Below are 20242 nucleotides of genomic sequence, written 5' to 3'. Positions count from 1 at the left end.
GCCCGCCTGGCAGACCCAGCCGCCCTTGACGTACGACGAGGAGTCGGCGCGCAGCTATCCGCTGGGCAACCTCAACTGCGGGCTGGTCCACGGCATTCCCGGCCCGTTGGCGATCACGGCCCTGTCGTCTGCCCGCGGCGTCGAGGTCGGGTGCTGCCGACGGTGTGCGGGTGCGAGTCAGCCGCGGTCGGCGGTGATGAGGTGGTAGTCGAGGAGGCCGTCGCGCCAGGCGGTCAGGAAGTGGCGGGTCCAGTGGGCGGGTGGGACGGAGCCGGCGAGGTAGCGGTCCAGACCTGGCCAGACGTCCGGGCCGATGGACTCGGTGGTGACGGTGGTGAAGCCGGCCCCGGCGAGGTCGGTGGTGAAGTCGTCCAGGGGATGGGCGACGTCCAGGCCGTCGGCGAAGCTGGCGAGTAGGATCTTGAGGCGCTCGGCTGCATCGGCGCCGGGGGCGGTGAAGAAGGTGGTGACCACCAGTCGGCCGCCGGGGCGCAGGACGCGGGCGGCCTCGCGGGCGAAACTGGTGAGTTCGCGGAAGTGCTGGGCGGCCTCGACGGAGTACAGGCCGTCCAGGGAGGCGTCGGGGAACGGGAGTTCGTCGGCCGAACCCAGGATGTAGGCGAGCCGGTCCGGATAGGTGGCCAGGGCCTTGGCGTTGACGGCGCGGGCGCGTTCGATCTGGTCCGGATGGATGTCCACACCCGTCACCGCCGCGAAGCGGAACTCCCGTAGGGCGAGGGCCGCGCCGAGGCCGCGGCCGCAGCCGACCTCGGCCAGGCGCAGCTGCTCGCGTGGCTCCGGGAAGGCGCGAAGCACCCGTCGGTAGAGCTGCTCCTGGCTGCGCACCCGGTCCTCGGGGGTCGGGGCGGTGAGGTCGATCCCTTGCCAGTCGCCGAAATTGATGAATCCGCCTGCGAAGCTGGCAGCCTTGGCCAGATCGTCGGTGCCGTAAGTCCGGCGCACGGTCGGGGGGATGTGGTTGTGGTCCATGGGCCGCTGGGTCTCCTGCTCGATGGGCGCCCGTCCGTCGGACGCGCCGAGGTACGTACCCAAACCGGTGGCGGTCCGAACACGTTACGTGACGGGCGGAGTTCGGTGGGGCGGGCGTCAGCCGGTCGAGTTGCGGCCGCCCGGGGTGGGCGGGGCCCAGGCGGGTGGGGCGGCGGCGTCCTTCGGTGGAAAACGCAGTGTCGGACCGGACGGTCGGTTCGCTACAGTCCGCTGGGGTTACCAGGTGATCACCGACGAACAGGAGCGGAGCCAGATGAGCACCGACACCCGACCCGTACCGGCGCTGACCGGGGGCGAGCGCGAGATGCTGCGCGGCTTCCTGGACTTCCACCGGGCGACCCTCGCGATGAAGTGCGAGGGCCTCACCGACGAACAGCTGCGGCAGCAGTCCAGTCCGCCGTCCACGCTGAGCCTGCTCGGGCTGGTCCGCCACATGGCGGAGGTCGAGCGGACCTGGTTCCGCAAGGTGATCAACGGCGAGGACATCCCGCTGGTCTGGTCCGAGGACGGTGACTACCAGGCGGCGTACGACGCCGCCGACGCCACTCGCGCCGAAGCCTTCGCCGCCTGGCAGGCCGAGGTCGAACACTCCCGCCGCATCGAACTCGCCGCCCCCTCCCTCGACGTCACCGGCTACCAGCCCCGCTGGGAGGCCGAGGTCTCGCTGCGCCTGGTGATCCTGCACCTCATCCACGAGTACGCCCGGCACAACGGGCACGCCGACTTCCTGCGCGAGGCCATCGACGGCACCGTCGGCGCGTAGCCGCTGACCCGCGCCCTACCAGCCGAGGAGGTGGGTGCGGGTGGTGAGGGCGATGAGGATGGATTCGGTCGTGGTTTCGGGGGTGAGGGCGGAGGTGTCGAGGGCGTGGGGGGCGGTGGGGGAGGACGGGTCGGACGCGAGGATGACGTAGTGGAGGGCGGCGCCGGTGGCGCGGCTCTCGCGGCGGAAGGTGGCCAGGGTCGGCGGGGTGGCCGGGCACTCGACGATGACCTGGTAGCCGCCGGTGGCGTAGGCGAAGGCGGCCTGGGCGGCGGCCGCGAAGGCCGTGGTGTTCTGGCGCGCGGCCTCCGGGAGGTGCGGCGGGAGCTGGCCGTTGCGGATGACCCGCAGGAAGTCGTCCGTCCGCAGGTGGACGCTCGGGTGCAGCTCCCGGGCGAGCAGGCCCGCGACCCGGCCGCCCCCGGCCCCGGTGGGGTCGACGAGGACCAGGACTCCCCCGGCGCCCCGGCCGCCCCCGAGCTCCGGCCCACCTACGGTCGTACGGTTCACAGCTGCTGATCCCTTCGCGGGCCGGGGACGGACGGGTAGCCGGGACGAGACGGTCGGAGTGCGAAGAAGCCGGTCGGCCGGGATGCGGACAACCGACCGCCTCATTCCTACGACTGATGCGTTTCGGGGATCAACCTAGTCCAAACGGGTGCCCCGAGTCGTCCCCCCTCCGCCCTGCGGGCGGGGCGGACCGGGCCGTCAGCGCTACCCGACGCGCAGCACGATCGGGTTGGTGAGCGCCGCCATCGGCCCCCAGGGCAGATCCTCGCCCATCGAGTTGCCCCTGCCCGGGGTGCCGTCCGCCTTCGGGTGGCGAACCTCGGCCCGGACGTAGGCGGCGAGCGAGGCGGTGGTGCGCCATACCACCGTGCCGGAGCCGTCGGCGGGCAGCGATTCCTGGTGCCGCTGCCCCTCGTCGGTGAGGAAGCGGACCGTACCGCCGGGCACCCCGGAGACGGTGAGCCGGACGTCCAACGGGGCGTCGGCCGGGACGGTCAGTTCCTCGCCGATGCCGGCCTGGCGGCCGGTCCCGGTGACGGTGAAGTCCAGCCGCACGGTGACGGACTCGGCGAGCCAGCTGCGCCCGGCGCGCAGCCCGTCCAGGACCGCGTCCCGGGTGAGGTCCTCGGCGAGGACGACGTTGTGCGGGGAGCCGATCACCTGGGGGGCGCTGTGGGCGTCGCTGTTGCCCATCGCGGGCAGCCAGGAGCGCCCGCCGCGCAGGGCGACGGCGAGCTGGGAGCCCCAGGTGTCCACGGCCGACTCGTCGTCGTACGTCCAGGGCCCGTTCCACACCTCGACGGCACCGGCCTGCTCGTAGCCGAACTTCCACTGGCAGGCGACGTACGGGCAGTACGGGTGCGCGGGTACCACCAGGCCGCCGGAGCGGTGTACCTGGCGGACGAAGCGCGGGTACTCCTCGTCGCGGGAGCGGTAGCGCCAGTCGACGAAGTGTCCGGCCTCCAGGCCCAGGGCCAGCCAGTGGCCGTTGCGGGTGGTGATCTCCTCACCCGGCAGGATCAGCAGGTCCGGGCCGGTCAGCGGGCCCCAAACGGCGTGCGAGGAACTGGTGTTGTGGTCGGTGGAGACGATGAAGTCCAGGCCGGCCGCGCGGGCCCCGGCGGCCACCTCCTCGGGCGGGCACCGACCGTCGGAGTGGACGGTGTGCAGGTGGCAGTCGCCCCGGTACCAGGCCCGGCCGCGGCCGCGGGCCCGCTCCGGCGGGTAGTGCGGGGTGAACTCCGGGCTGGGGGCGCCGAATCGGAGGATCACCTGGAGCCGGTAGTCCAGGCCCTGCGGGGCGATCTGGTACGGGCCGAGGACGACGTGCCAGGTGCCCGGGTTGATCGGGCCGGGGAGGTAGCCGGGGGTTGCGGTGTCGCGGGCGATCGCGAACTCGGTGCGGAAGCCGCCGGACCAGCCGCGGAAGCCGTCACCGCCGAGGTCGGTGCCGCGCTCGTCGAAGATGCCGATGTCGCAGGAGTTTCCGGGAGTGCCGGCCGGGACCTGCGGCTTGTCGAGCCGTAGGAGACCGCGATCTCACGGACGCCGTCGGGGACTTCGACCGGGAGGTAGACGAAGTCGGGGGCACCGGTGGGGAGGTGGCCGGTGAGGGTGAGGGTCCGGTCGGCCTGCCCCGCGGCGGCCGCCGCCGCCCCGGTGGCGGCGAGACCTAGGGCGGTGGCGGCGCCGGTGGCGAGGCCGGTGCGGAGCAGGTCGCGGCGGGCGGGGTGGGCCGGTTGTCCGGACTGCTTCGGCTGGGGCGGTTCGGTCGGTTCGGCGGGCATCGGGGCCTCCGGGCTGGGGTCGGCGGATCCGCTGGCTCGCCTACCCCGGGTGGTGAACCCGGGGTGAGGCGGAGCCCACCGGGGTGGGGCGGGCCGGTGAAAGGGGCCCGGGCGCAGGCGCGGGCGAGTTGCGGGGAGTGACGCTTGGTCGGTTCGTAGTCTGTGACACGTGATGACGGGTCGGGAGGCTGGTGTGGCACTGAGTCGGCGGGCGCTGTTGGCGGCGGCGGCGGTCGGTGGCGCGCTGGCGGGGTGCCGGACCAAGCGGGTCGCCGAGGAGGGCGGATCGGCCTCGCCGACAGTCTCCGCTGCGGCCTCGCCGTCCGCGACGCCGCCGGTCACGCCCTCAGCCACGCCGTCTGCCGGGCCGTCCGCGACTGCCTCCGCCGCGCCCGCCGCTCCTGCGGCGGCCCGGGAGCCGACCCGGGCCGAGGTGGTTCAGCGCTACGGCGACAGGGCCTCGAGCGACTGGGGCCTGGAGGTCGCCGGGGTGATGACCTCACTGCCCGAGGGCGGGGCCGCCATGGCGCTGACCTTCGACGCCTGCGGCGGCCCCGGCGGGAACGGCTACGACGCCGAGCTGATCGACTTGCTGCGCGATCGCGGCGTCCCGGCCACGCTCTTCCTGAACGCCCGCTGGATCGACGCCAACACGGACGTGTTCGAGCAGCTCGCCGCCGATCCGCTGTTCGAGATCGGCAACCACGGCACCGTGCACCGCCCGCTCTCGGTCACCGGCCGGTCCGCCTACGGGATCGCCGGCACGGGCGACGTCGGCGAGGTGTACGACGAGGTCGTGGGAAACGCCCACAAGCTGGCCGGGCTGCTCGGGCACCCGCCCCGGTTCTTCCGCTCCGGCACCGCGCACTACGACGACGTCGCCGCCCGGGTGGTCGCCGACCTGGGCGAACGCGTCGCGGGCTTCACCGTGAACGGGGACGGCGGGGCCACGCTCAGCGCCGCCGAGGTGCGGCGGGAGGTGGCGTCGGCTCCGCCCGGGGCGATCGTCATCGGCCACATGAACCGCCCGGGCGGCGGCACCGCCGCCGGGGTGGCGGCGGCGGTGCCGGGGCTGCTCGGGTCCGGGCGGCGGTTCGTCCGGCTGTCCGACGTGATGTGAGGCTGTCGGCTGTCCGGTGAGCGGGACTCGGTGCGAGCCCGGCGGGGAGTGTCGGCCCTGCGGCTTACGCCAGGCGGAGGCCGTCCGGGTGCTCTTCCTCGATGATCCGCACCAGCCAGTCGAAGACCGTCGGCCCCTTGCCCGCCCGGGCGGCGGACAGCTCGGCGCCGACGTGCTCGCGGTTGGCGGGGTGGCAGCGGGTGAGCCGCAGCTCCAGCTGGCGGACCGTCTCCGGGTAACCGAGGTTGTGGCGGGAGACCTCGTGGTCGCGCCACTCGATGACGTAGTCGCCGTCCTCGGGTGTGCCGTAGCCGCCGCGCAGGCAGTCGGCGAAGGCGTCGAGGTTGCGGCCGAAGTAGCCGTCCACGCCCATCTCCCGGCCGACCACGTCCCAGAAGTCGTCCAGGTTGCCGATCCTGCTGCCGTCGATCACATAAGTCACCGTCACGGGGTCGAGGATATGCCCGGGAGGCGCACGGGCCGGCGACGCACGGGTTACGGCTCGACGGCGATCGCGGTGGCGAGCAGCCCGTCGCGGACCGCCCAGCGGCCGTCGAAGCCCTCGATCCGGCGGCCGCCGACCATCGGGCCGGGGACCAGCAGCCGGGCGGAGAAGGTGCCGTCGGGGGAGAGGTCGAGCTCGGCCTCGTGGAAGTCCAGCCACAATTCGGTCAGCGGGAACCAGGCCTTGTAGACCGACTCCTTGGCGCTGAACAGGATCCGGTCCCACGGGGTGCCCGGGTGCTCGGCGGCGAGCTTCGTCAGCCGCTGCTGCTCGACCGGCAGGGCGATGGCGTCGAGCACGCCCTCCGGGAGCGGCAGCGCGGGCTCGGCGTCGATGCCGACGGAGGCGAGAGTGCCTGCCCGGGCGACGGCGGCGGCGCGGAAGCCGTCGCAGTGGGTGAGGCTGCCGGTCACGCCGTCCGGCCAGCTCGGGGCGCCGCGCAGGCCCGGGACGAGCGGGCGGTACGGGACGCCGAGCCGGGCCAGGGCGGCGCGGGCGCAGTGGCGCACGGTGGTGAACTCGCGGCGGCGCTTGTCGACGGCCTTGGCGACGACCGCCTCCTCGGCCGGCTCCAGCCGGGCCTCCGGCGGGTCGTCGTAGGCCACCTCGGTCACCACGACGTCCGGCAGCAGGTCCCCGATCACGCGTTCCCCCCTCGGTCGGTCGCGCGGGCGGGCGCCGCGCGGGACGAGCGTAACCCGGGTGGGCGGCCCCGGTCCGTGGTCTTGGCGAACCGAGGCTGTCCGTATCGGTGACTTGGGCCCGGGCTACTGGCCGAGCAGCCGGGCGAAGTCCAGCCCGGGGCTGCCGAGCGCGGGCAGTGTGCCGAGGTCGGTCACGCCGCCGACCGGGGTGCTGTAGCCCTGGTTCACCTCGCGGGGCGCGGCGATCGAGGGCGCGGCGATCGCCGGGCTCAGGACGACTGCGAGGAGCAGCGCGGCGAGTGCGGTGCGCATGTGACATGGCCTCCGGCGCCAGCGGGGGTGACGCCCTGTCAACACGCCGCACGGCACGGCGGGCACGTATCTTCGCTCCTTCGGTCGCATGAGTAAAGCTTCTTGCCTTGTGTTCATGACAACAGTAGAGAGGTCTGGACCATCCCGAGGCGGGGCGCATACGTTCCTTTTACCCGGGTGGCCGCTGGGGCGGGTGGTTCGTCGAACTGCGCTGCGAAATGGGCGACTTGCGATTGTCATGCCCATGGCTACTCAAGGTCTCATCGAACCGGAGGGAACGAACCATGCGCGCCATCGGCAAGAACCTCAGGATCCTCGCGGGCGCCCCGCTCGCCGCCGCAGCTCTCATCGCCCTCACGGCCGGCTCCGCCAGCGCCGCGATACCGATCAACAAGCCCATGACCGGCAAGGCCACCTACTACACCGACGCCGGCTACGGCGCCTGCGGCACCCAGATCAACGCGTCCACGCAGATGCTGGTCGCCGTCCCGCACACCTGGTGGACCTCCGCCAACCCCAACAACGACCCGCTCTGCAAGGGAATTTCGGTCAAGGTGACGTACCAGGGCAAGACCGTCACCGTCCCGGTGAAGGACCAGTGTCCCTCCTGCGACTCCACCCACATCGACCTCAGCCAGCCCGCCTTCGCCAAGCTGGCCCCGCTCGACAAGGGCGTGATCAACGGCCTCACCTGGCAGTTCGTCAAGGCCGGTACGAACGGCAAGACCGTCGAGCTGTCCGAGCCGATCACCGGCTCGACCATCGGCTGAGGCCGCTGACCCGGGGGCTCCCGGCGCCGCGGTGCCCGTCCCTGCCGGTGTGCGGGGGCGGGCTCACCGCCGTGCGGTGGTGGCCACAGGGTTCTGAGGTGCCATGGCGAGCAGCAGTTGGACCGCCGGGGACGCCGTCCGCGGGTTGTGGGCCAGTCCCAGGGTGACGCTGGGAACCGGGCGGGTCAGCCTGCGCAGGCAGACGCCGGGTATCCGGAAGACCCGGGCCCGCCCCTCGGGAATGGGCGCGATGCCGTAGCCGGCCGCCACGGCCAGCAGCAACTGCTCGTCGTCCGGCTCCTCGCGCACGATCCGGGGCGGCCCGTCAGGCCACAGCTGGCCGGTGATGGACGCGTGCATCCCGGGGCCGTTCTCGCGCGGCCACAGCACCACCGGTTCGTCGCGGATGCGGCTCCGGCTGACCCTGGCGCGGGCGGCGGCGAGCGGGTGATCGGTCGGCACCGCCAGCAGCAGCTCCTCCTCGGCGATGACGCGGCAGGACAGTTCGGGGATGTCCAGCGGAGGTCGGACGAAGGCCGCGTCCAGCCGCCCCGCGAGGAGTTCGGCCACGTTGTGGGCCGTCCAGCCGGTCTGCAGGGTGATGTCCACCTGGGGGTACCGCTCGCGGAACTCGGTCATCAGGGTGTCGCAGACACCGCCGCGCGCGGAGCGGGTGTACGCCACCCGGAGGCTGCCCTGCCGACCCTCGACCACGGCCTTGATCCGCCGGTCGGCCTCGGCCATCTGACGCATCACCTGCCGGGTCTCCTCGGCGACCGCGTTGCCGATCGGGGTCAGCGTGCACCCCTTGCTGGTGCGCTCGACCAGTCGCACGCCCAGCTGCCGTTCCAGGGCCATGATCTGTTGGCTGAGCGCCGGCTGGGCCACGCGTAGTCGGCGGGCCGCCCGGGTGAAGTTCAACTCCTCGGCCAGTACCGAGAAGTAGCGCATTCGGCGAAGGTCCACCGGCCGATGATAGGGGCGCCGACGGGCGATAGGGCCGGCTTATCGCCACCCGACAGAACTGGTCTTGGACGCCCCCCGGTCCGTCCCGCTTTCCTGGTTCCAGCCGCCGCGGTCGGCGTGCGGCGGCACCCCGGGAGGAGTGGATCGGTGTGGACGTCGTCGTGATCGGCAGCGGGGTCATCGGGCTCACCACAGCGCTGCGTCTGCAGGAGAAGGGGCTGGAGGTCGTCGTGGTGACGGCGGACGGACTGTTGTCGACGACCTCGGCCGTGGCGGCGGCGGTCTGGTACCCGGTCGGTGTGGCGGCGGGCGACCGGGTCGCGGGCTGGTCCGCGGCGACCTACGCCGAACTCGCCCGCCAGGCCGACGACGGCGCACCCGGCGTCGTCATGCGCGACACCTGGATGCCGGCGCACCGGCGGCAGCCGGAGGCCCTGCCCTGGTGGGCGGCCGCCGTCCCGGACCTGCGTCGCCTGGAGCCGGCCGAACTCGCCCCGGCGTACGCGGACGGCTGGCGGTTCACCGCCCCGACGGCGGAGATGCCGCTCTACCTGCCCTGGCTGCTCGGCCGCTTCCTGGACAACGGTGGTGACGTCGTCCACCGGCGCCTCGACACCCTCCACCAGGCCCGCGCCTGGGCGCCCGTCGTGGTCAACGCCAGCGGACTCGGCGCGCGGCAGCTGTGCGACGACCGGGAGATGCGGCCGGTGCGCGGACAGCTCGTCCTGGTGCGCAATCCAGGGCTGCGGGCCTCCCTGCGGATCCAGGACGACCCGGCCGGGTACACCTACGTCCATCCCCGGAGCAGGGACGTCGTGCTGGGCGGCACCTTCGAGGAGGAGGACTGGGGGCTCGGGTCGGACCCGTTGACGGCCGAGGCGATCCTCGCCAGGTGCGCGGTGCACGTCCCCGAACTGCGCGAGGCCGAGATCATCGGCCATCCGGTGGGACTGAGGCCCGATCGCCGGGGCGGGGTCCGGCTGGAGGCCGAGACGGCCGGTGCCGGCGGTGCGGCGGTCGTGCACAACTACGGCCACGGCGGCGCGGGGGTGACGCTCAGCTGGGGGTGTGCGGACGCTGCGGCGGAACTGGCCGCGGCGGCGGTGGGCTGAGGCGGGTACGGGTACGGGTGCGGCCGCCGGATCACCCGAGCGCGCCGGCTGCTGGGCCTATCTGACGGTTCGTTGGCCCTGGCCGCGCCGCCGGGAAGGTCCCGGGGTGTGGAGCCCTTCGGGAAGGTCGTGCATGCGGACCTGCCGGTGGCGAAGCAGTGAGCGACGAGGGCGGATCAGCGACCCGGTGCGGGTGTGGCTAGCGTGTGGGGTCTCCGTGCCCGGCCTGGTGGTGGTGACCGCGCTCTGGGGGACGATGGTCTGCCGGTGGTGAGAGGGGAGTCCGGAAGATGTCCGAGGCGAAGAAGCCGATGTTGTACGTCGTCGTGTGCGCGGCGGGAGTGGCTGACGGGGTGGGGGAGTTGATCTCCGCGGCGCAGGGGCGGGGGTGGGAGGTCGGCGTGGTGGCGACTCCGCTGGCCATGGGGTTCATGGACTCCGCCGCGATCGAGGCGCAGACGGGGTATGTGATCCGCTCGGCCTGGCGGAAGCCGGGGGATGACCGGCCGCTGCCGGACGCGGACGCGATCGTTGTCGCTCCGGCGACCTTCAACACGATCAACAAGTGGGCCGCCGGCATTGCTGACACACTCGCGCTCGGCATCCTCTGCGAGGCGTACGGGCGGGGCACTCTGACGGCCGTGCAGCCGCGCGTCAACGAGGCGCTGGCGAAGCATCCGGCGTACGTGGAGAGCCTGGTCCGGCTTCAGGGGATGGGGGTGCGTTTTGTGGACAACGCTCCCGAGGCGTACACCTGGACGCGGGTGCTCGACCTGCTGGAGGGCTGACAGGGCGGCTGGCCCGGCAGGGATCCTGCCATTCCTGGGCGGGCGTGCTCGGCGTCCCCGGCACCGGTGCGCCACCGTGGAGCTGGACCGGGTGAGCGGGCTCGGCTGGGCGGGCGGGTACGTCGGGAGCGGGGTCACCACCGCCAACCTCGCCGGACGCACCCTGCGTGACCTCGTGCTGGGCGGGGACACCGAGCTGACCCGGTTGCCCCGGGTGGGCCACACCGTGCGCCGCTGGGAGCCGGAGCCGCTGTGCTGGCTCGGGGTGCCCGCGGTGTACGCCGCCCACCACGCGGCTGGCCGGCAGGAGGCGTCCGGGCGGGCCACCACCTCGCCGATCGCCAGGGCGGCGGACCTGGTCTCCGGGCGAATCTGACGGGCCGTTCGGCGGATGCGTGCGGCTGGGCTGCCGTACGGTCCGCCGTGAGCCGCACACCGTTGAGGGCGTGCTGAGTCGAACCCTCCCCGCCCTGTGGCTGGCCCTGCTGCTCTGCGCGCCGGCAAGCCGCGCGTACGCCACCTCGTCCGACGGGGAGGTGGTCGCCGTGGACCAGGCGTCCCGCCGCGTCCTCGTCCTGGAGGCGACTGATGAGCCGATGGACTATCAGGGACCGGACCGCCCGCCCGTCGTGTGGTCCTGGGGGGCCGACCGGGCGCCCGACCTCGGCGACCTCGACCCCGCGCACAGCTGGACCAACCCGGACGAGGCGAAGGGCCGGGTCCTGGAGAACCACCGCTACCTGCTGACCACCGCCTCCGGCGGGCTCGCCGCGGTCGTCGACACCGCCACCGGCCGCAGCCGCTGGGCGGCGGACCTCGGCGACGCCGTCAACCCGCACAGCATCGAGCTGCTCCCGGACGGCAACGTCGCGGTCGCCGCGAGCGGCGGCGGCTGGGTGCGGCTGTACGCCGCCTCGCAGGGCGCCCGGGTGACCGCTCACGCGACCTTCCGCCTGCCCGGCGCGCACGGGGTGTACTGGGACGAGCGGACCAGCCTGCTCTGGGCGCTCGGCGACGACGCCCTGACCGGGCTGCGGATCGGCGGCACCCCGGTCGAGCCCACCCTGAGCGCCGTCCGGAGCGCCCCGCTGCCCGACCGGGGCGGGCATGACCTCGCGCCCGCGCTGGGCGCGCCGGGCCGGTTCTGGGTGAGCACGCTGAACGGTCTGTGGCAGTACGACCCGGCCGCCGACGGGTTCACCCTCGTCCGTCTGGCCGATCCCGTCGCGGAGCAGGACGTCAAGAGCATCGGCGACGCCCCCGGCACCGGGCGGCTGCTCACGGTGGCCCCTGATCACCGTGGCCCGTGCGACTGGTGCACCTCGGTGATCCGGCTGCACCGCCCGGAGGGGACCTGGACGCTGGGCGGGACGCAGCTGTACAAGGCGCGCTGGTGGGCCGCCTGATACCAGATCAGTGACGGACAGTAGTCGATCTTGCGCGGCGGGTCGGCGATACCACCCGTTCTGCTTACCGCGTTCGGCTGATGGGGCATATTGTGTACTCCTGCAAACTACTCCAATAGAAGTCAGTTTCCCCTCACCGTCCTGAAACCATCTGCGGACCCGCGCCGACTGGGATAGCGTCGACGGTGTCGGGGGGTCGACGCCGAGCCGGTGTATTCGAACGTTAGTTACCGGGCCGTAACGGCCCGAATTGGTCCTGGAGAAAAGCATGCGGAACCTGCGGAATTCACTTCCGGAAAACCGGTCGGATGTCATCGACGATCTGCAGCTCGCGGTGGATTCGCTGTCCGCCTTCCCGGCCCGGAACGCGGCCAGCGGGGCCGATGTCACCGAGCGGCTCGCGGCGGTCGCTGAACTCTGCCGTTCGGTCGACGCGGTGCTGGACAGCCTGGTCGTCCAGGCGGCCGCCGAGGCCGCCGAGGAAGGGTGGACCGCGGCCCGGATGGCGGCCGAACACTCCGGTTACTACGCCAGGTTGCGGCGCGCGCTGCTCCCCGCCGGGGTCTCGGCCGGGCTGACGCAGCAGTGAGCACGGTGTACGCCCGCGCCCACGTGCTGTCCTGCCCCACCCGGTGGAGCGACGTCGACGAGAACGGGCACATCAACAACGCCCGGCTGGTCGGCTACATCCAGGAGGGGATTTACGACCTGTTCTGCCACCACGCGACCGCCGTCCGGGAATCGCTGTTCCCGTCCGGATTCATTATCGCACGGCACGAGATCGACTACCTGGAACAGTTGCACCACGGGCCGGAGCCATTGGCGGTGCGACTGACGGTGGAACGGCTCGGCCGGAGTTCCGCGCAGGTCGAGGTGAATGTCTGTCGGGAACAGCTCACCTTTATGCGGGCCCGGACCGTGGTGGTCGCGCGGGACCGGGAATCCGGTCGATCGCGCAAACTCACCCAGAACGAACGCCGTTTTCTGTCGGCGTTTATGCCGGACACGGCGCGTGGCGACGCCCTGGCCGTCGGCGTGCAGCCGACCGTGCCGCCCCAGCGGGTGGCGACCCGCTCCGGCGGCGGGGTGGTCCCGTCGCGCGGCTCGCGTAGGCGGTGTCGGGCCTCGGCGGGCTGACCGCCGCTCGATCCCGTGAGTTCCCGTGCCGGTGACGGTTCGGGTCGGCGGCGTGATCGACAACGGCGTCGATCCGTCCGTCCGGCCCCGGCCCTCGGCCAGCGCGTTCGTGCCCGGAAGTCCCCCCGCCGAGATCGGCGGGCATCGGCCCGGTCGGACCGCAGTACGCTGATCAGCACGGGAGCCGGTACGTCCGGTCTCCGGCGGTCACGGGCTGCGATGAGGCGTCGCGCAGGCGGTAGGGGGCCTCGGACCATCGGCCGCCGCCGGTGCGGCCGGATCCCGCCGACCGGAAGGAGGACGCGATGGCCATCTCTTGGGAGGACTTCCTCGCCCGCGTCGTGGAGCGCGGCGAGTACCGGGGCCAGGCGGAGGCGGACCATGCCGCCCGGGTCGTGCTCGGCCTGCTCGGCGAGCATCTGGTGGGATCCGAACGGACCGAACTCGCCGACGCGCTGCCCACGACGCACGCCTCGCTGCTGCGCGACGCCCAGCCGGCCACCGCGCCGCTGACCGCCGAGCGCTTCGTGGACGCGGTGGTCGGCTGGATCGACGGGGCGACGCCGGCCACCGCCCAGTGGGACATCGGGGCGGTGCTCAGCACCGTGGCCGACCTGGTTCCGGGGGAACTGATCGACCGGGTGATCGAACAACTCCCGGAAGGCTACGACCTGCTCTTCGGCCACCTGCTGCCGGCCTGAGCGCCCCTTCGCGCTGAGGACCGCTTCCCCGGCCTGAGGAACCTCCCCGGCCTGCGGGCCCCTCCACAGGCCTGCACGGGCTACCGACCCGTGGTGGCCCGGAGCGGAGGATGGGAACGCGGAGGTCTCGGCGTCGCGGTGAGGACCTCGGGCGGTCCCGTGCGGAAGGACGTGACCGCCGGCAGGCCGTCGACGTCGATGTGCTTGGCGGTGAGCCCGCAGCGCAGCACATTGTCCGAGCTGGCCATCAACTCGACGCCCGTGCCCCGGAGATACGCGTGCGGCACCCCGGCGTCCAGGGTTGTGGAGCAGGGCGTAGGGCGGCATGGCGCGGGTCTCCGAACGGGGTGGTGCCGGCGGGCGGTCAGCGGCAGAGCGCCGCCGCGCCGATCAGCCCGGCATCGGTGCCGAGTTCGGCGCGGCGCACGTCCAGGCCGCGGATGTACGAGAGGGCGGCGTAGCGGTCCAGGTGCCGGGCGAGCGGGGTGAACAGCACCTCCCCGGCGGTGGCGACGCCGCCCCCGACCACCACCCGGTCGAGGTCGACCAGGGCGGCCGTGGCGGCGATCCCGGCGGCCAGGGCCTGGGCGGCCCGGTCGAAGGAGGCCAGCGCGATCGGGTCCCCCGCCCCGGCGGCAGCGGCGACCGCCCGGGCGGTGCGGTCCTCGCCGTCCGGGCGCCAGCCCTCGGCGAGGGCCCGGCGGGCGATCGCGGTGCCGCTGGCGAGGCCCTCCAGGCAGCCGCGCGAGCCGCACGGGCAGAGCTCGCCGTCCAGGTCGACGCTGATGTGGCCGAGGTGCCCGGCGTTGCCGCTGGGGCCCGGCCGGACGGCGCCGTCCAACACCAGCCCGGCGCCGACGCCGGTCGACACCACCAGACAGAGCGCGTTGGCGGCGCCCCGGGCCGCGCCCTGCCAGTGCTCGGCGGCGGCCATCGCGACGCCGTCCCCGGCCAGCCGGACGGGCAGCGCACGAGCGGCCACCGCCGGGTGCGCGGCGACCTCGGCGACCAGCGGGAAGCCGCGCCAGCCGGGGATGTTGACCGGGCTGACGGTGCCGCCCGCGAGGTCGACCGGGCCGGCGCTGCCGATCCCGACGGCCGTCACGGCGGCCCACTCGGCCGTACCGGCGAGCTGGTCCAGCACCTTGTGCACGACGGCGAGCACGGCCGGGCCCGGCTCCCGGGCCGGGGTGGGCAGCTGGAGCCGGTGCCGCAGCCGTCCGGCGCCGTCGACCAGCGCGCCGGCGATCTTGGTGCCGCCGATGTCGACAGCGGCGAACAGTGGGGTGAGCGGCACGGTGGGCTCCAGGAGGTGGGAGTCGGCGGCGCCCCGGCCGCGCGGGGCCGGGGCGCTTTTACGGTACGTCGGTCAGCTGGCCGTGCTGAGCCGCAGGGTGACCAGTTCGAACGGCCGCAGCGCCAGCTGCACCGCACCGTCCTCCACCGTGACCTCGCCGCGGGTGCCGTCCCAGGGCCGCTCCAGCAGGTCGCAGGGGGCGGCGCCGGCCAGCGGGAAGGAGGTGGTGAGCCGGCCCCGGGCGCGGCCGCCGCCCGCCTCGTAGACCCGGACGATCAGGTCGCCGCTGCGGTCGTCGGCGAGCTTGACCGCGCTGACCACCAGCGCGTCGACGTCCAGCTCGACCAGCGGCGCGATCTGCTCGGAGCTGCCGGTGACCCGCCGCTCGGGCAGGCCGATCCGGTAGCCCTCGCGGACGGCGTCGGCGATCGCCGCGCCCGGGACCAGGGCGTGCCGGAAACGGTGCGGGCCCTGGTCGGTCCTCGGGTCGGGGAAGCGCGGGGCGCGCAGCAGCGAGAAGCGGACCGTGGTGGTGGTGCCGCCGTCGCCGTCGCGCACGGTGCGGGTGACGTCGTGGCCGTAGGTCGAGGCGGTCACCAGGGCGACGCCCCAGCCGGGCTCGTCCAGGTGGACGAAGCGGTGGTTGCAGGCCTCGAACTTGGCGGCGTCCCAGCTGGTGTTGGTGTGGGTGGGCCGGTAGAGGTGGCCGAACTGGGTCTCGGCGGCGTAGCGCTCGGTGTGGATGTCCAGCGGGAACGCGGCCTTGAGGAACTTCTCGGTCTCGTGCCAGTCCACCTCGGTGTCGATGTCGAGGCGCTGCTCGCCGGCCCGCAGGGTGAGCGTCTGGACGACGGTGGAGGAGCCGAAGGAGCGGGCGATCCGGACCGAGGCCTGATCGGTGGTGGCCGAGGCGGTGAGCGAGTCCACGCCGGTCAGGTCGGTGACGGTGTTGCGGTAGAACTGGTCTACGTCCCAGGCGTCCCACATGTTGGGGAAGTCGGGGTGCAGCTGGAGCAGGTTGGCCCGGCTGCCGGGGGCGACGGTCTCCCGGCCGCTCGCCGTGTCGACCACCGAGCCGATCAGGCCGTCGGCGTCGACCACCACCTCCAGCAGACCGTTGCGCAGGGTGAAGCCGCCACCGTCCACCGGGGCCACCGAGCAGGCCGTACCGCCCGGGACGACGACTGCCGCCCCGCCTGCCGGAACGGCCGAACGCGCGTGCGGCGCCGCGTTGAACACCAGCTCGCGCCCGCCCGAGGCCGCACCGGCCAGCGCCTGCTGGGCCGCTCCGATCAGCCCCTCCAGCTCCCGCGCCAGCGCCGCGTAGGTGGCCTCGGCCTCCCGGTGCACCCAGGCGATCGAGGAGCCGGGCAGGATGTCGTGGAACTGGTGCAGCAGGACGGTCTTCCAGATCCGGTCCAGTTGTTCGTACGGGTACTCGGCGCCGGTGCGCAACGCGGCGGTGGCGCACCAGAGTTCGGCCTCGCGCAGCAGGTTCTCGCTGCGCCGGTTGCCCTGCTTGGTCCTCGCCTGGCTGGTCAGGGTGGCCCGGTGCAGCTCCAGATAGAGTTCGCCGACCCAGACCGGCGGGTTCGGGTACTCGGCCTCGGCCTTGGCGAAGAACTCGGCGGGCTTCTCCCAGCGGACGGTGGCGGAGCCCTCCAAGTCCCTCATCCGGGCGGCCTTGGCGACCATCTCACGGGTCGTCCCGCCGCCGCCGTCGCCCCAGCCGGTCGGGGCCAGCGAGTGCCGGGCCACCCCCTTGTCCTTGAAGTTCCGTGCCGCGTGGGCGATTTCGCTGCCCTTCATGGAGCAGTTGTAGGTGTCCACGGGCGGGAAGTGGGTGAAGATCCGCGTCCCGTCGATGCCCTCCCAGAGGAAGGTGTGGTGCGGGAACCTGTTGACCTGGCTCCACGAGATCTTCTGGGTCAGCAGCCACTTCGAGCCCGCGTTGCGGATGATCTGCGGTAGACCGCCGGTGAAGCCGAAGGTGTCCGGCAGCCAGGCCTCGTGGTTCTCGACCCCGAACTCCTCCAGGAAGAACCTCTTGCCGTGCACGAACTGGCGGGCCATCGCCTCCGAGCTCGGCATGTTGGTGTCGGACTCCACCCACATGCCGCCGGCCGGGACGAACCGCCCCTCGGCCACCGCCTTGCGCACCCGCGCGTACACCTCGGGGCGGTGCTCCTTGATCCAGGCGTACTGCTGCGCCTGGGACATGGTGTAGAGGAAGTCCGGCTCGTCCTCCAGCAGGGCGGTCATGTTGGCCGTGGTGCGGGCCACCTTGCGGACGGTCTCGCGCAGCGGCCAGAGCCAGGCCGAGTCGATGTGGGCGTGGCCGATCGCGCTGATCCGGTGCGCGGACGGCACGGCGGGCGCGGCCAGGACCGCCGTCAGCTCCGAACGGGCCAGCGCCGCAGTACCGTTGACGTCCTGCAGGTCGACCGCGTCGAGGCAGTGCTCGACCGCGCGCAGGATCTCCCAGCGGCGGGCGCTCTCCACCGGCAGCTCGGCCATCAGCTCGCCGAGCACCTCCAGGTCCAGCGACAGCTGCCAGACGGTGTCGTCGAAGACCGCCAGGTCCATCCGGGCCAGCCGGTACTGCGGCCGGTCGCCCGCCGTCTCCCGGTCGCCCAACTCGGTGGGCAGGAAGGGGTGGTAGTCCAGGATCACCGGGTTGGCGGCGGCCTCGACGTGCAGCAGCACCCGCTCGCCGCCGGCCGCCGGGGCGGCGATCCGCACCCACTGGTTGCGCGGGTTGAGGCCCTTCACCGGACTGCCGTCCGGGCGGTAGACCAGGCCCTCGCACTGGAAGCCGGGCATGTTGGCGTCGAAGCCGAGGTCGATCAGCGCCTCGACCGTCCGCCCGGCCCAGGCCTCGGGCACGGTGCCGGCCACGGTCAGCCAACTGGTGCCCCAGGGCGCGCCCCAGGCGTCGCCGACCGCGATCGGGGTGCGTGGCGCGGCCAGGCCCTCGGCGACCGGGACGGGCTCGCCGGGGGCGGTCCAGATGCCGACCTCCAACGGGACGGACTCGGGGTAGACCGCCGGGAGGATGCGCTCCTCCAGGACGCGCTTGAGGCGGGACTCGACCAGGGTGCGGTCATCGTGCATGTCGGCAGGCTCCGTTGCGTGGCGAGGGTCAGCGGTGTCTCGGTGGGTCGGCGGTGCCGCTCGGGTCGGCGGTGGTCTGAGGGCCGGCGGCGTCCAGGTGGGTGGGTGGTGCTCAGGGAGAACGTACGTCGGAGGGGTGGACGACCTCGGTGATGCCGCGCGCGGCCAGGTGTGCCCGGTCCCCGGCGCGCTCGGCGAGCACGGCGGTCGGGCGGGCACCCGCCTCGGCGAGGCGCATGAACGCCTCGTAGACCGGGCCGCCGGGGCCGCAGACCGAGCGGCGGGGGGAGGTCACCTCGTCGTCGGTGGCCACTACCACGGCGGTGCTGCGCGGCTTGGGCGGCTGCCAGGAACGGCGGGCCTCGGCGGCGGCCTCGGCGAGCCGGGCGCCGGCCGGCTTGACCCGCCGCTCGGTGGTCAACAGGCCGAGGCTGTACTCCAGTTCGGGGAAGTCGGCGAGCGATCGGTCCACGTCGTGCGAGCACCACCAGGTGACGCCCCACAGGTCCGGGCAGTCCAGCACGGCCGCCACGGTGGCGCCGGTGAACCGGGCCGCGTCCTCGGCGGTGATGTGCGGGGCGGGCGCGCCGACCTCCTGCAGCCAGACCGGGCGGGCCGGGTCGTCAGCCCAGGCCTTGGACAGCTCCACCAGGTACGCGGCGTGCTGGGTGGTGGCGGTGGAATGGGCGCCGTGGCGCTGGGCGGTGCCGTTGAACACCCAGGAGTGCACGGCGGTGGCGGCGCCCAGCCGGGCCGAGTGCCAGGGCGTGAACGGGTGCCCGTCCAGGTACCAGGCGGCGTCGTAGGAGGCGTGCAGGTGCAGGCGTCCGGGCGCGCCCTGCTCGCAGGCGGCGAGCATCCGGCGCAGCCAGGCCTCCGCCTCGGCGGGGGTGACCCGGTCCGGGTCGGGGTGCGGGGCGCCGGAGAACTGGTTGATCTCGTTGCCGAGCGTCATCCCGAGGAAGTTGGGCCGCTCGCGCAGCGCCTCGGCCAGCGTGCGCAGATAGGCCGCCTGGCCGTCGAGCACCTCGGGGTCGGTGAAGATGTTCCGCCGGTGCCAGGTCCGGGTCCAGGACGGCAGGAAGTCGAAGCTGGACAGGTGCCCCTGCAGGCCGTCCACCGCGACGTCCAGTCCGCGCTCACCGGCCGCGTCCACCAGGGCGGTGAGCTGCTCGACGGCGCGCGGGCGGATCAGGGTGCGGTTGGGCTGGAACAGCGGCCAGAGCGGGAAGGCCCGGACGTGGTCCAGGCCGAGGGCGGCGATGGAGTCGAAGTCGGCGCGCACGGCGTCGAGGTCGAAGTCGAGCCAGTGGTGGAACCAGCCGGCGCTGGGGGTGTAGTTGACGCCGAAGCGCGGAGTGGTGGTCACGGAGGGCTTCCTCAACTTGGTTGGGGCATACGGACGGTGTCTTCGTCCTTGGGGGCTCACCCCTTGACGGCTCCCTCCTCGACGCCCTTGAAGAAGAAGCGCTGGCACACGGCGAACACCACGACGATCGGCAGGAAGGCGATCATGGTGCCGGCCGCGATCAGCCGGGGGTTGGCGGAGAAGGTGCCGTTCAGGTACTGGAGCCCGACGGTGAGGGTGTACTTCTGCGGGTCGTTGAGCACGATCAGCGGCCAGAGGAAGTCGTCCCAGGCGCCGATGAAGGTGAAGATGACGATCACGCTGAGCATGCCGCGCACATTGGGCAGGCCGACGTGCCACAGCCGCTGCCAGACGTTGGCGCCGTCGACCAGCGCGGCCTGGTCGAGCTCGGCCGGTACGGCGGCGAAGGCGGTGCGCATCAGCAGCACGTTGAGCATCGCGATCGCGCCGGGCAGGGCGACGCCGGCCAGGCTGTCGGCCAGGCCGAGGCTGCGCACCAGCACGTACTGGGAGACGATGGTGACCTCGCCGGGCAGGACCAGGGTGGCCAGGAACAGGCCGAGCATCAGCTTGGCACCGCGGAAGCGCAGCCGGGCGAGCGCGTAGCCGGCGAGGGTGCAGCCGACCACGTTGCCGGTGATGCAGACGGCCGCGACGATCACCGAGTTGAGGGCGTACGTCCACACCGGGATGGTGTCGGCGACCTTGCCGTAGTTGCCGAGGGTCGGCTGGTCGGGCAGGAAGCTCGGGGTGCGGGTGTAGACGTCCTCGGCGGGGCCCTTGAGGGAGGTGGACAGCTGCCACAGGAAGGGGCCGATGACCAGCAGCAGGACGAGGATCAGGAGCAGGTAGCGGGCGACGGTCTGGGCGGGGGAGGGGGTGTTGAAGCCCCTGGAGCCCCGCGCGGCCTTGGTGCGGACGGTGGTCATG

Annotated in this window: 19 protein-coding genes and 3 pseudogenes; 10 read left to right on the top strand and 12 right to left on the bottom strand. The window is 73.1% G+C overall.

Annotated elements, in window-relative coordinates; translation table 11 throughout:
• Positions 1-177 precede the first annotated feature (177 nt).
• Positions 178-990, bottom strand: a complete 813-nt coding sequence (locus ACWC9T_RS06760) for a class I SAM-dependent methyltransferase (RefSeq protein WP_449819979.1) — start codon at positions 988-990, stop codon at positions 178-180.
• A 274-nt stretch (positions 991-1264) separates the two neighbouring features.
• On the opposite strand from ACWC9T_RS06760, the gene ACWC9T_RS06755 reads away from it, so the two are divergent.
• Entirely contained in the window at positions 1265-1774 is a 510-nt protein-coding gene (locus tag ACWC9T_RS06755) for a DinB family protein (RefSeq protein WP_449819978.1), read from the top strand.
• Positions 1775-1789: 15 nt separating this feature from the next.
• Here the strand turns inward: ACWC9T_RS06755 and ACWC9T_RS06750 are convergent, their stop codons facing one another.
• Both ACWC9T_RS06750 and ACWC9T_RS06745 read right to left on the bottom strand, forming a co-directional pair.
• Positions 1790-2284, bottom strand: coding sequence for a hypothetical protein (locus ACWC9T_RS06750; protein WP_449819977.1), 495 nt, complete (start codon positions 2282-2284; stop codon positions 1790-1792).
• A gap of 204 nt (positions 2285-2488) precedes the next feature.
• A pseudogene (locus ACWC9T_RS06745) lies at positions 2489-4071 on the bottom strand (CehA/McbA family metallohydrolase).
• 193 nt (positions 4072-4264) lie between these two features.
• Here ACWC9T_RS06745 and ACWC9T_RS06740 point away from each other — a divergent pair.
• Positions 4265-5191, top strand: coding sequence for a polysaccharide deacetylase family protein (locus ACWC9T_RS06740; RefSeq protein WP_449819976.1), 927 nt, complete (start codon positions 4265-4267; stop codon positions 5189-5191).
• Between the two features lie 64 nt (positions 5192-5255).
• On the opposite strand, the gene ACWC9T_RS06735 is transcribed toward ACWC9T_RS06740, so the two are convergent.
• The 3 genes from ACWC9T_RS06735 to ACWC9T_RS06725 all read right to left on the bottom strand — a co-directional run bounded on the left by ACWC9T_RS06735 (position 5256) and on the right by ACWC9T_RS06725 (position 6652).
• Positions 5256-5639, bottom strand: coding sequence for a barstar family protein (locus ACWC9T_RS06735; protein WP_449819975.1), 384 nt, complete (start codon positions 5637-5639; stop codon positions 5256-5258).
• Between the two features lie 47 nt (positions 5640-5686).
• A complete protein-coding gene (locus tag ACWC9T_RS06730; RefSeq protein WP_449819974.1) occupies positions 5687-6340 on the bottom strand; it encodes a 4'-phosphopantetheinyl transferase family protein in 654 nt (217 codons plus the stop codon).
• Between the two features lie 123 nt (positions 6341-6463).
• Positions 6464-6652, bottom strand: a complete 189-nt coding sequence (locus ACWC9T_RS06725; protein WP_449819973.1) for a hypothetical protein — start codon at positions 6650-6652, stop codon at positions 6464-6466.
• 284 nt (positions 6653-6936) lie between these two features.
• On the opposite strand from ACWC9T_RS06725, the gene ACWC9T_RS06720 reads away from it, so the two are divergent.
• Positions 6937-7422 carry a cysteine/serine endopeptidase inhibitor gene (locus ACWC9T_RS06720; RefSeq protein WP_449819972.1) on the top strand — a complete coding sequence of 162 codons (486 nt, stop codon included), beginning with the start codon at positions 6937-6939 and terminating at the stop codon, positions 7420-7422.
• 63 nt (positions 7423-7485) lie between these two features.
• Here ACWC9T_RS06720 and ACWC9T_RS06715 read toward each other — a convergent pair whose 3' ends face one another.
• The gene (locus tag ACWC9T_RS06715) at positions 7486-8388 is read right to left on the bottom strand and encodes a LysR family transcriptional regulator (protein WP_449819971.1); all 903 of its coding nucleotides are present in this window, start codon (positions 8386-8388) and stop codon (positions 7486-7488) included.
• Between the two features lie 149 nt (positions 8389-8537).
• Between ACWC9T_RS06715 and ACWC9T_RS06710 the strand changes: the two genes are divergently transcribed.
• From ACWC9T_RS06710 to ACWC9T_RS06680, 7 genes and pseudogenes are all read left to right on the top strand, one after another.
• On the top strand, positions 8538-9500 hold the full coding sequence (locus ACWC9T_RS06710) for an FAD-dependent oxidoreductase (protein WP_449819970.1): 963 nt from the start codon (positions 8538-8540) through the stop codon (positions 9498-9500).
• A 290-nt stretch (positions 9501-9790) separates the two neighbouring features.
• Positions 9791-10288, top strand: a complete 498-nt coding sequence (locus ACWC9T_RS06705) for a flavoprotein (protein ID WP_449819969.1) — start codon at positions 9791-9793, stop codon at positions 10286-10288.
• A gap of 29 nt (positions 10289-10317) precedes the next feature.
• Positions 10318-10664 (top strand): annotated as a pseudogene (locus tag ACWC9T_RS06700) (FAD-dependent oxidoreductase); the annotation flags it as partial.
• Between the two features lie 70 nt (positions 10665-10734).
• Complete coding sequence (locus tag ACWC9T_RS06695; RefSeq protein WP_449819968.1) at positions 10735-11694, top strand: DUF6528 family protein; 960 nt, start codon at positions 10735-10737, stop codon at positions 11692-11694.
• 268 nt (positions 11695-11962) lie between these two features.
• Positions 11963-12283 (top strand): hypothetical protein, encoded by a 321-nt coding sequence (locus ACWC9T_RS06690; RefSeq protein ID WP_449819967.1) that lies wholly within the window; start codon positions 11963-11965, stop codon positions 12281-12283.
• Positions 12280-12831, top strand: coding sequence for an acyl-CoA thioesterase (locus tag ACWC9T_RS06685; RefSeq protein WP_449819966.1), 552 nt, complete (start codon positions 12280-12282; stop codon positions 12829-12831). Before ACWC9T_RS06690 ends, ACWC9T_RS06685 begins: the two co-directional genes overlap by 4 nt.
• A gap of 305 nt (positions 12832-13136) precedes the next feature.
• Entirely contained in the window at positions 13137-13532 is a 396-nt protein-coding gene (locus tag ACWC9T_RS06680; RefSeq protein WP_449819965.1) for a DUF2267 domain-containing protein, read from the top strand.
• Between the two features lie 140 nt (positions 13533-13672).
• On the opposite strand, the pseudogene ACWC9T_RS06675 reads toward ACWC9T_RS06680, so the two are convergent.
• From ACWC9T_RS06675 to ACWC9T_RS06655, 5 genes and pseudogenes are all read right to left on the bottom strand, one after another.
• Positions 13673-13831, bottom strand: a pseudogene (locus tag ACWC9T_RS06675) (mannose-6-phosphate isomerase, class I); the annotation flags it as partial.
• 65 nt (positions 13832-13896) lie between these two features.
• Positions 13897-14829, bottom strand: a complete 933-nt coding sequence (locus ACWC9T_RS06670) for an ROK family protein (RefSeq protein WP_449819964.1) — start codon at positions 14827-14829, stop codon at positions 13897-13899.
• A gap of 72 nt (positions 14830-14901) precedes the next feature.
• On the bottom strand, positions 14902-17943 hold the full coding sequence (locus tag ACWC9T_RS06665) for an alpha-mannosidase (RefSeq protein ID WP_449819963.1): 3042 nt from the start codon (positions 17941-17943) through the stop codon (positions 14902-14904).
• Positions 17944-18055: 112 nt separating this feature from the next.
• Complete coding sequence (locus ACWC9T_RS06660; protein ID WP_449819962.1) at positions 18056-19312, bottom strand: glycoside hydrolase 5 family protein; 1257 nt, start codon at positions 19310-19312, stop codon at positions 18056-18058.
• 56 nt (positions 19313-19368) lie between these two features.
• The gene (locus ACWC9T_RS06655; protein ID WP_449819961.1) at positions 19369-20241 is read right to left on the bottom strand and encodes a carbohydrate ABC transporter permease; all 873 of its coding nucleotides are present in this window, start codon (positions 20239-20241) and stop codon (positions 19369-19371) included.
• Between the last annotated feature and the right edge of the window lies 1 nt (position 20242).

It is taken from the genome of Kitasatospora sp. NPDC001159, from assembly GCF_053598235.1.
Note: the sequence above shows the minus strand (reverse complement) of the source record. Positions and strands in the feature narration are given on the sequence as shown.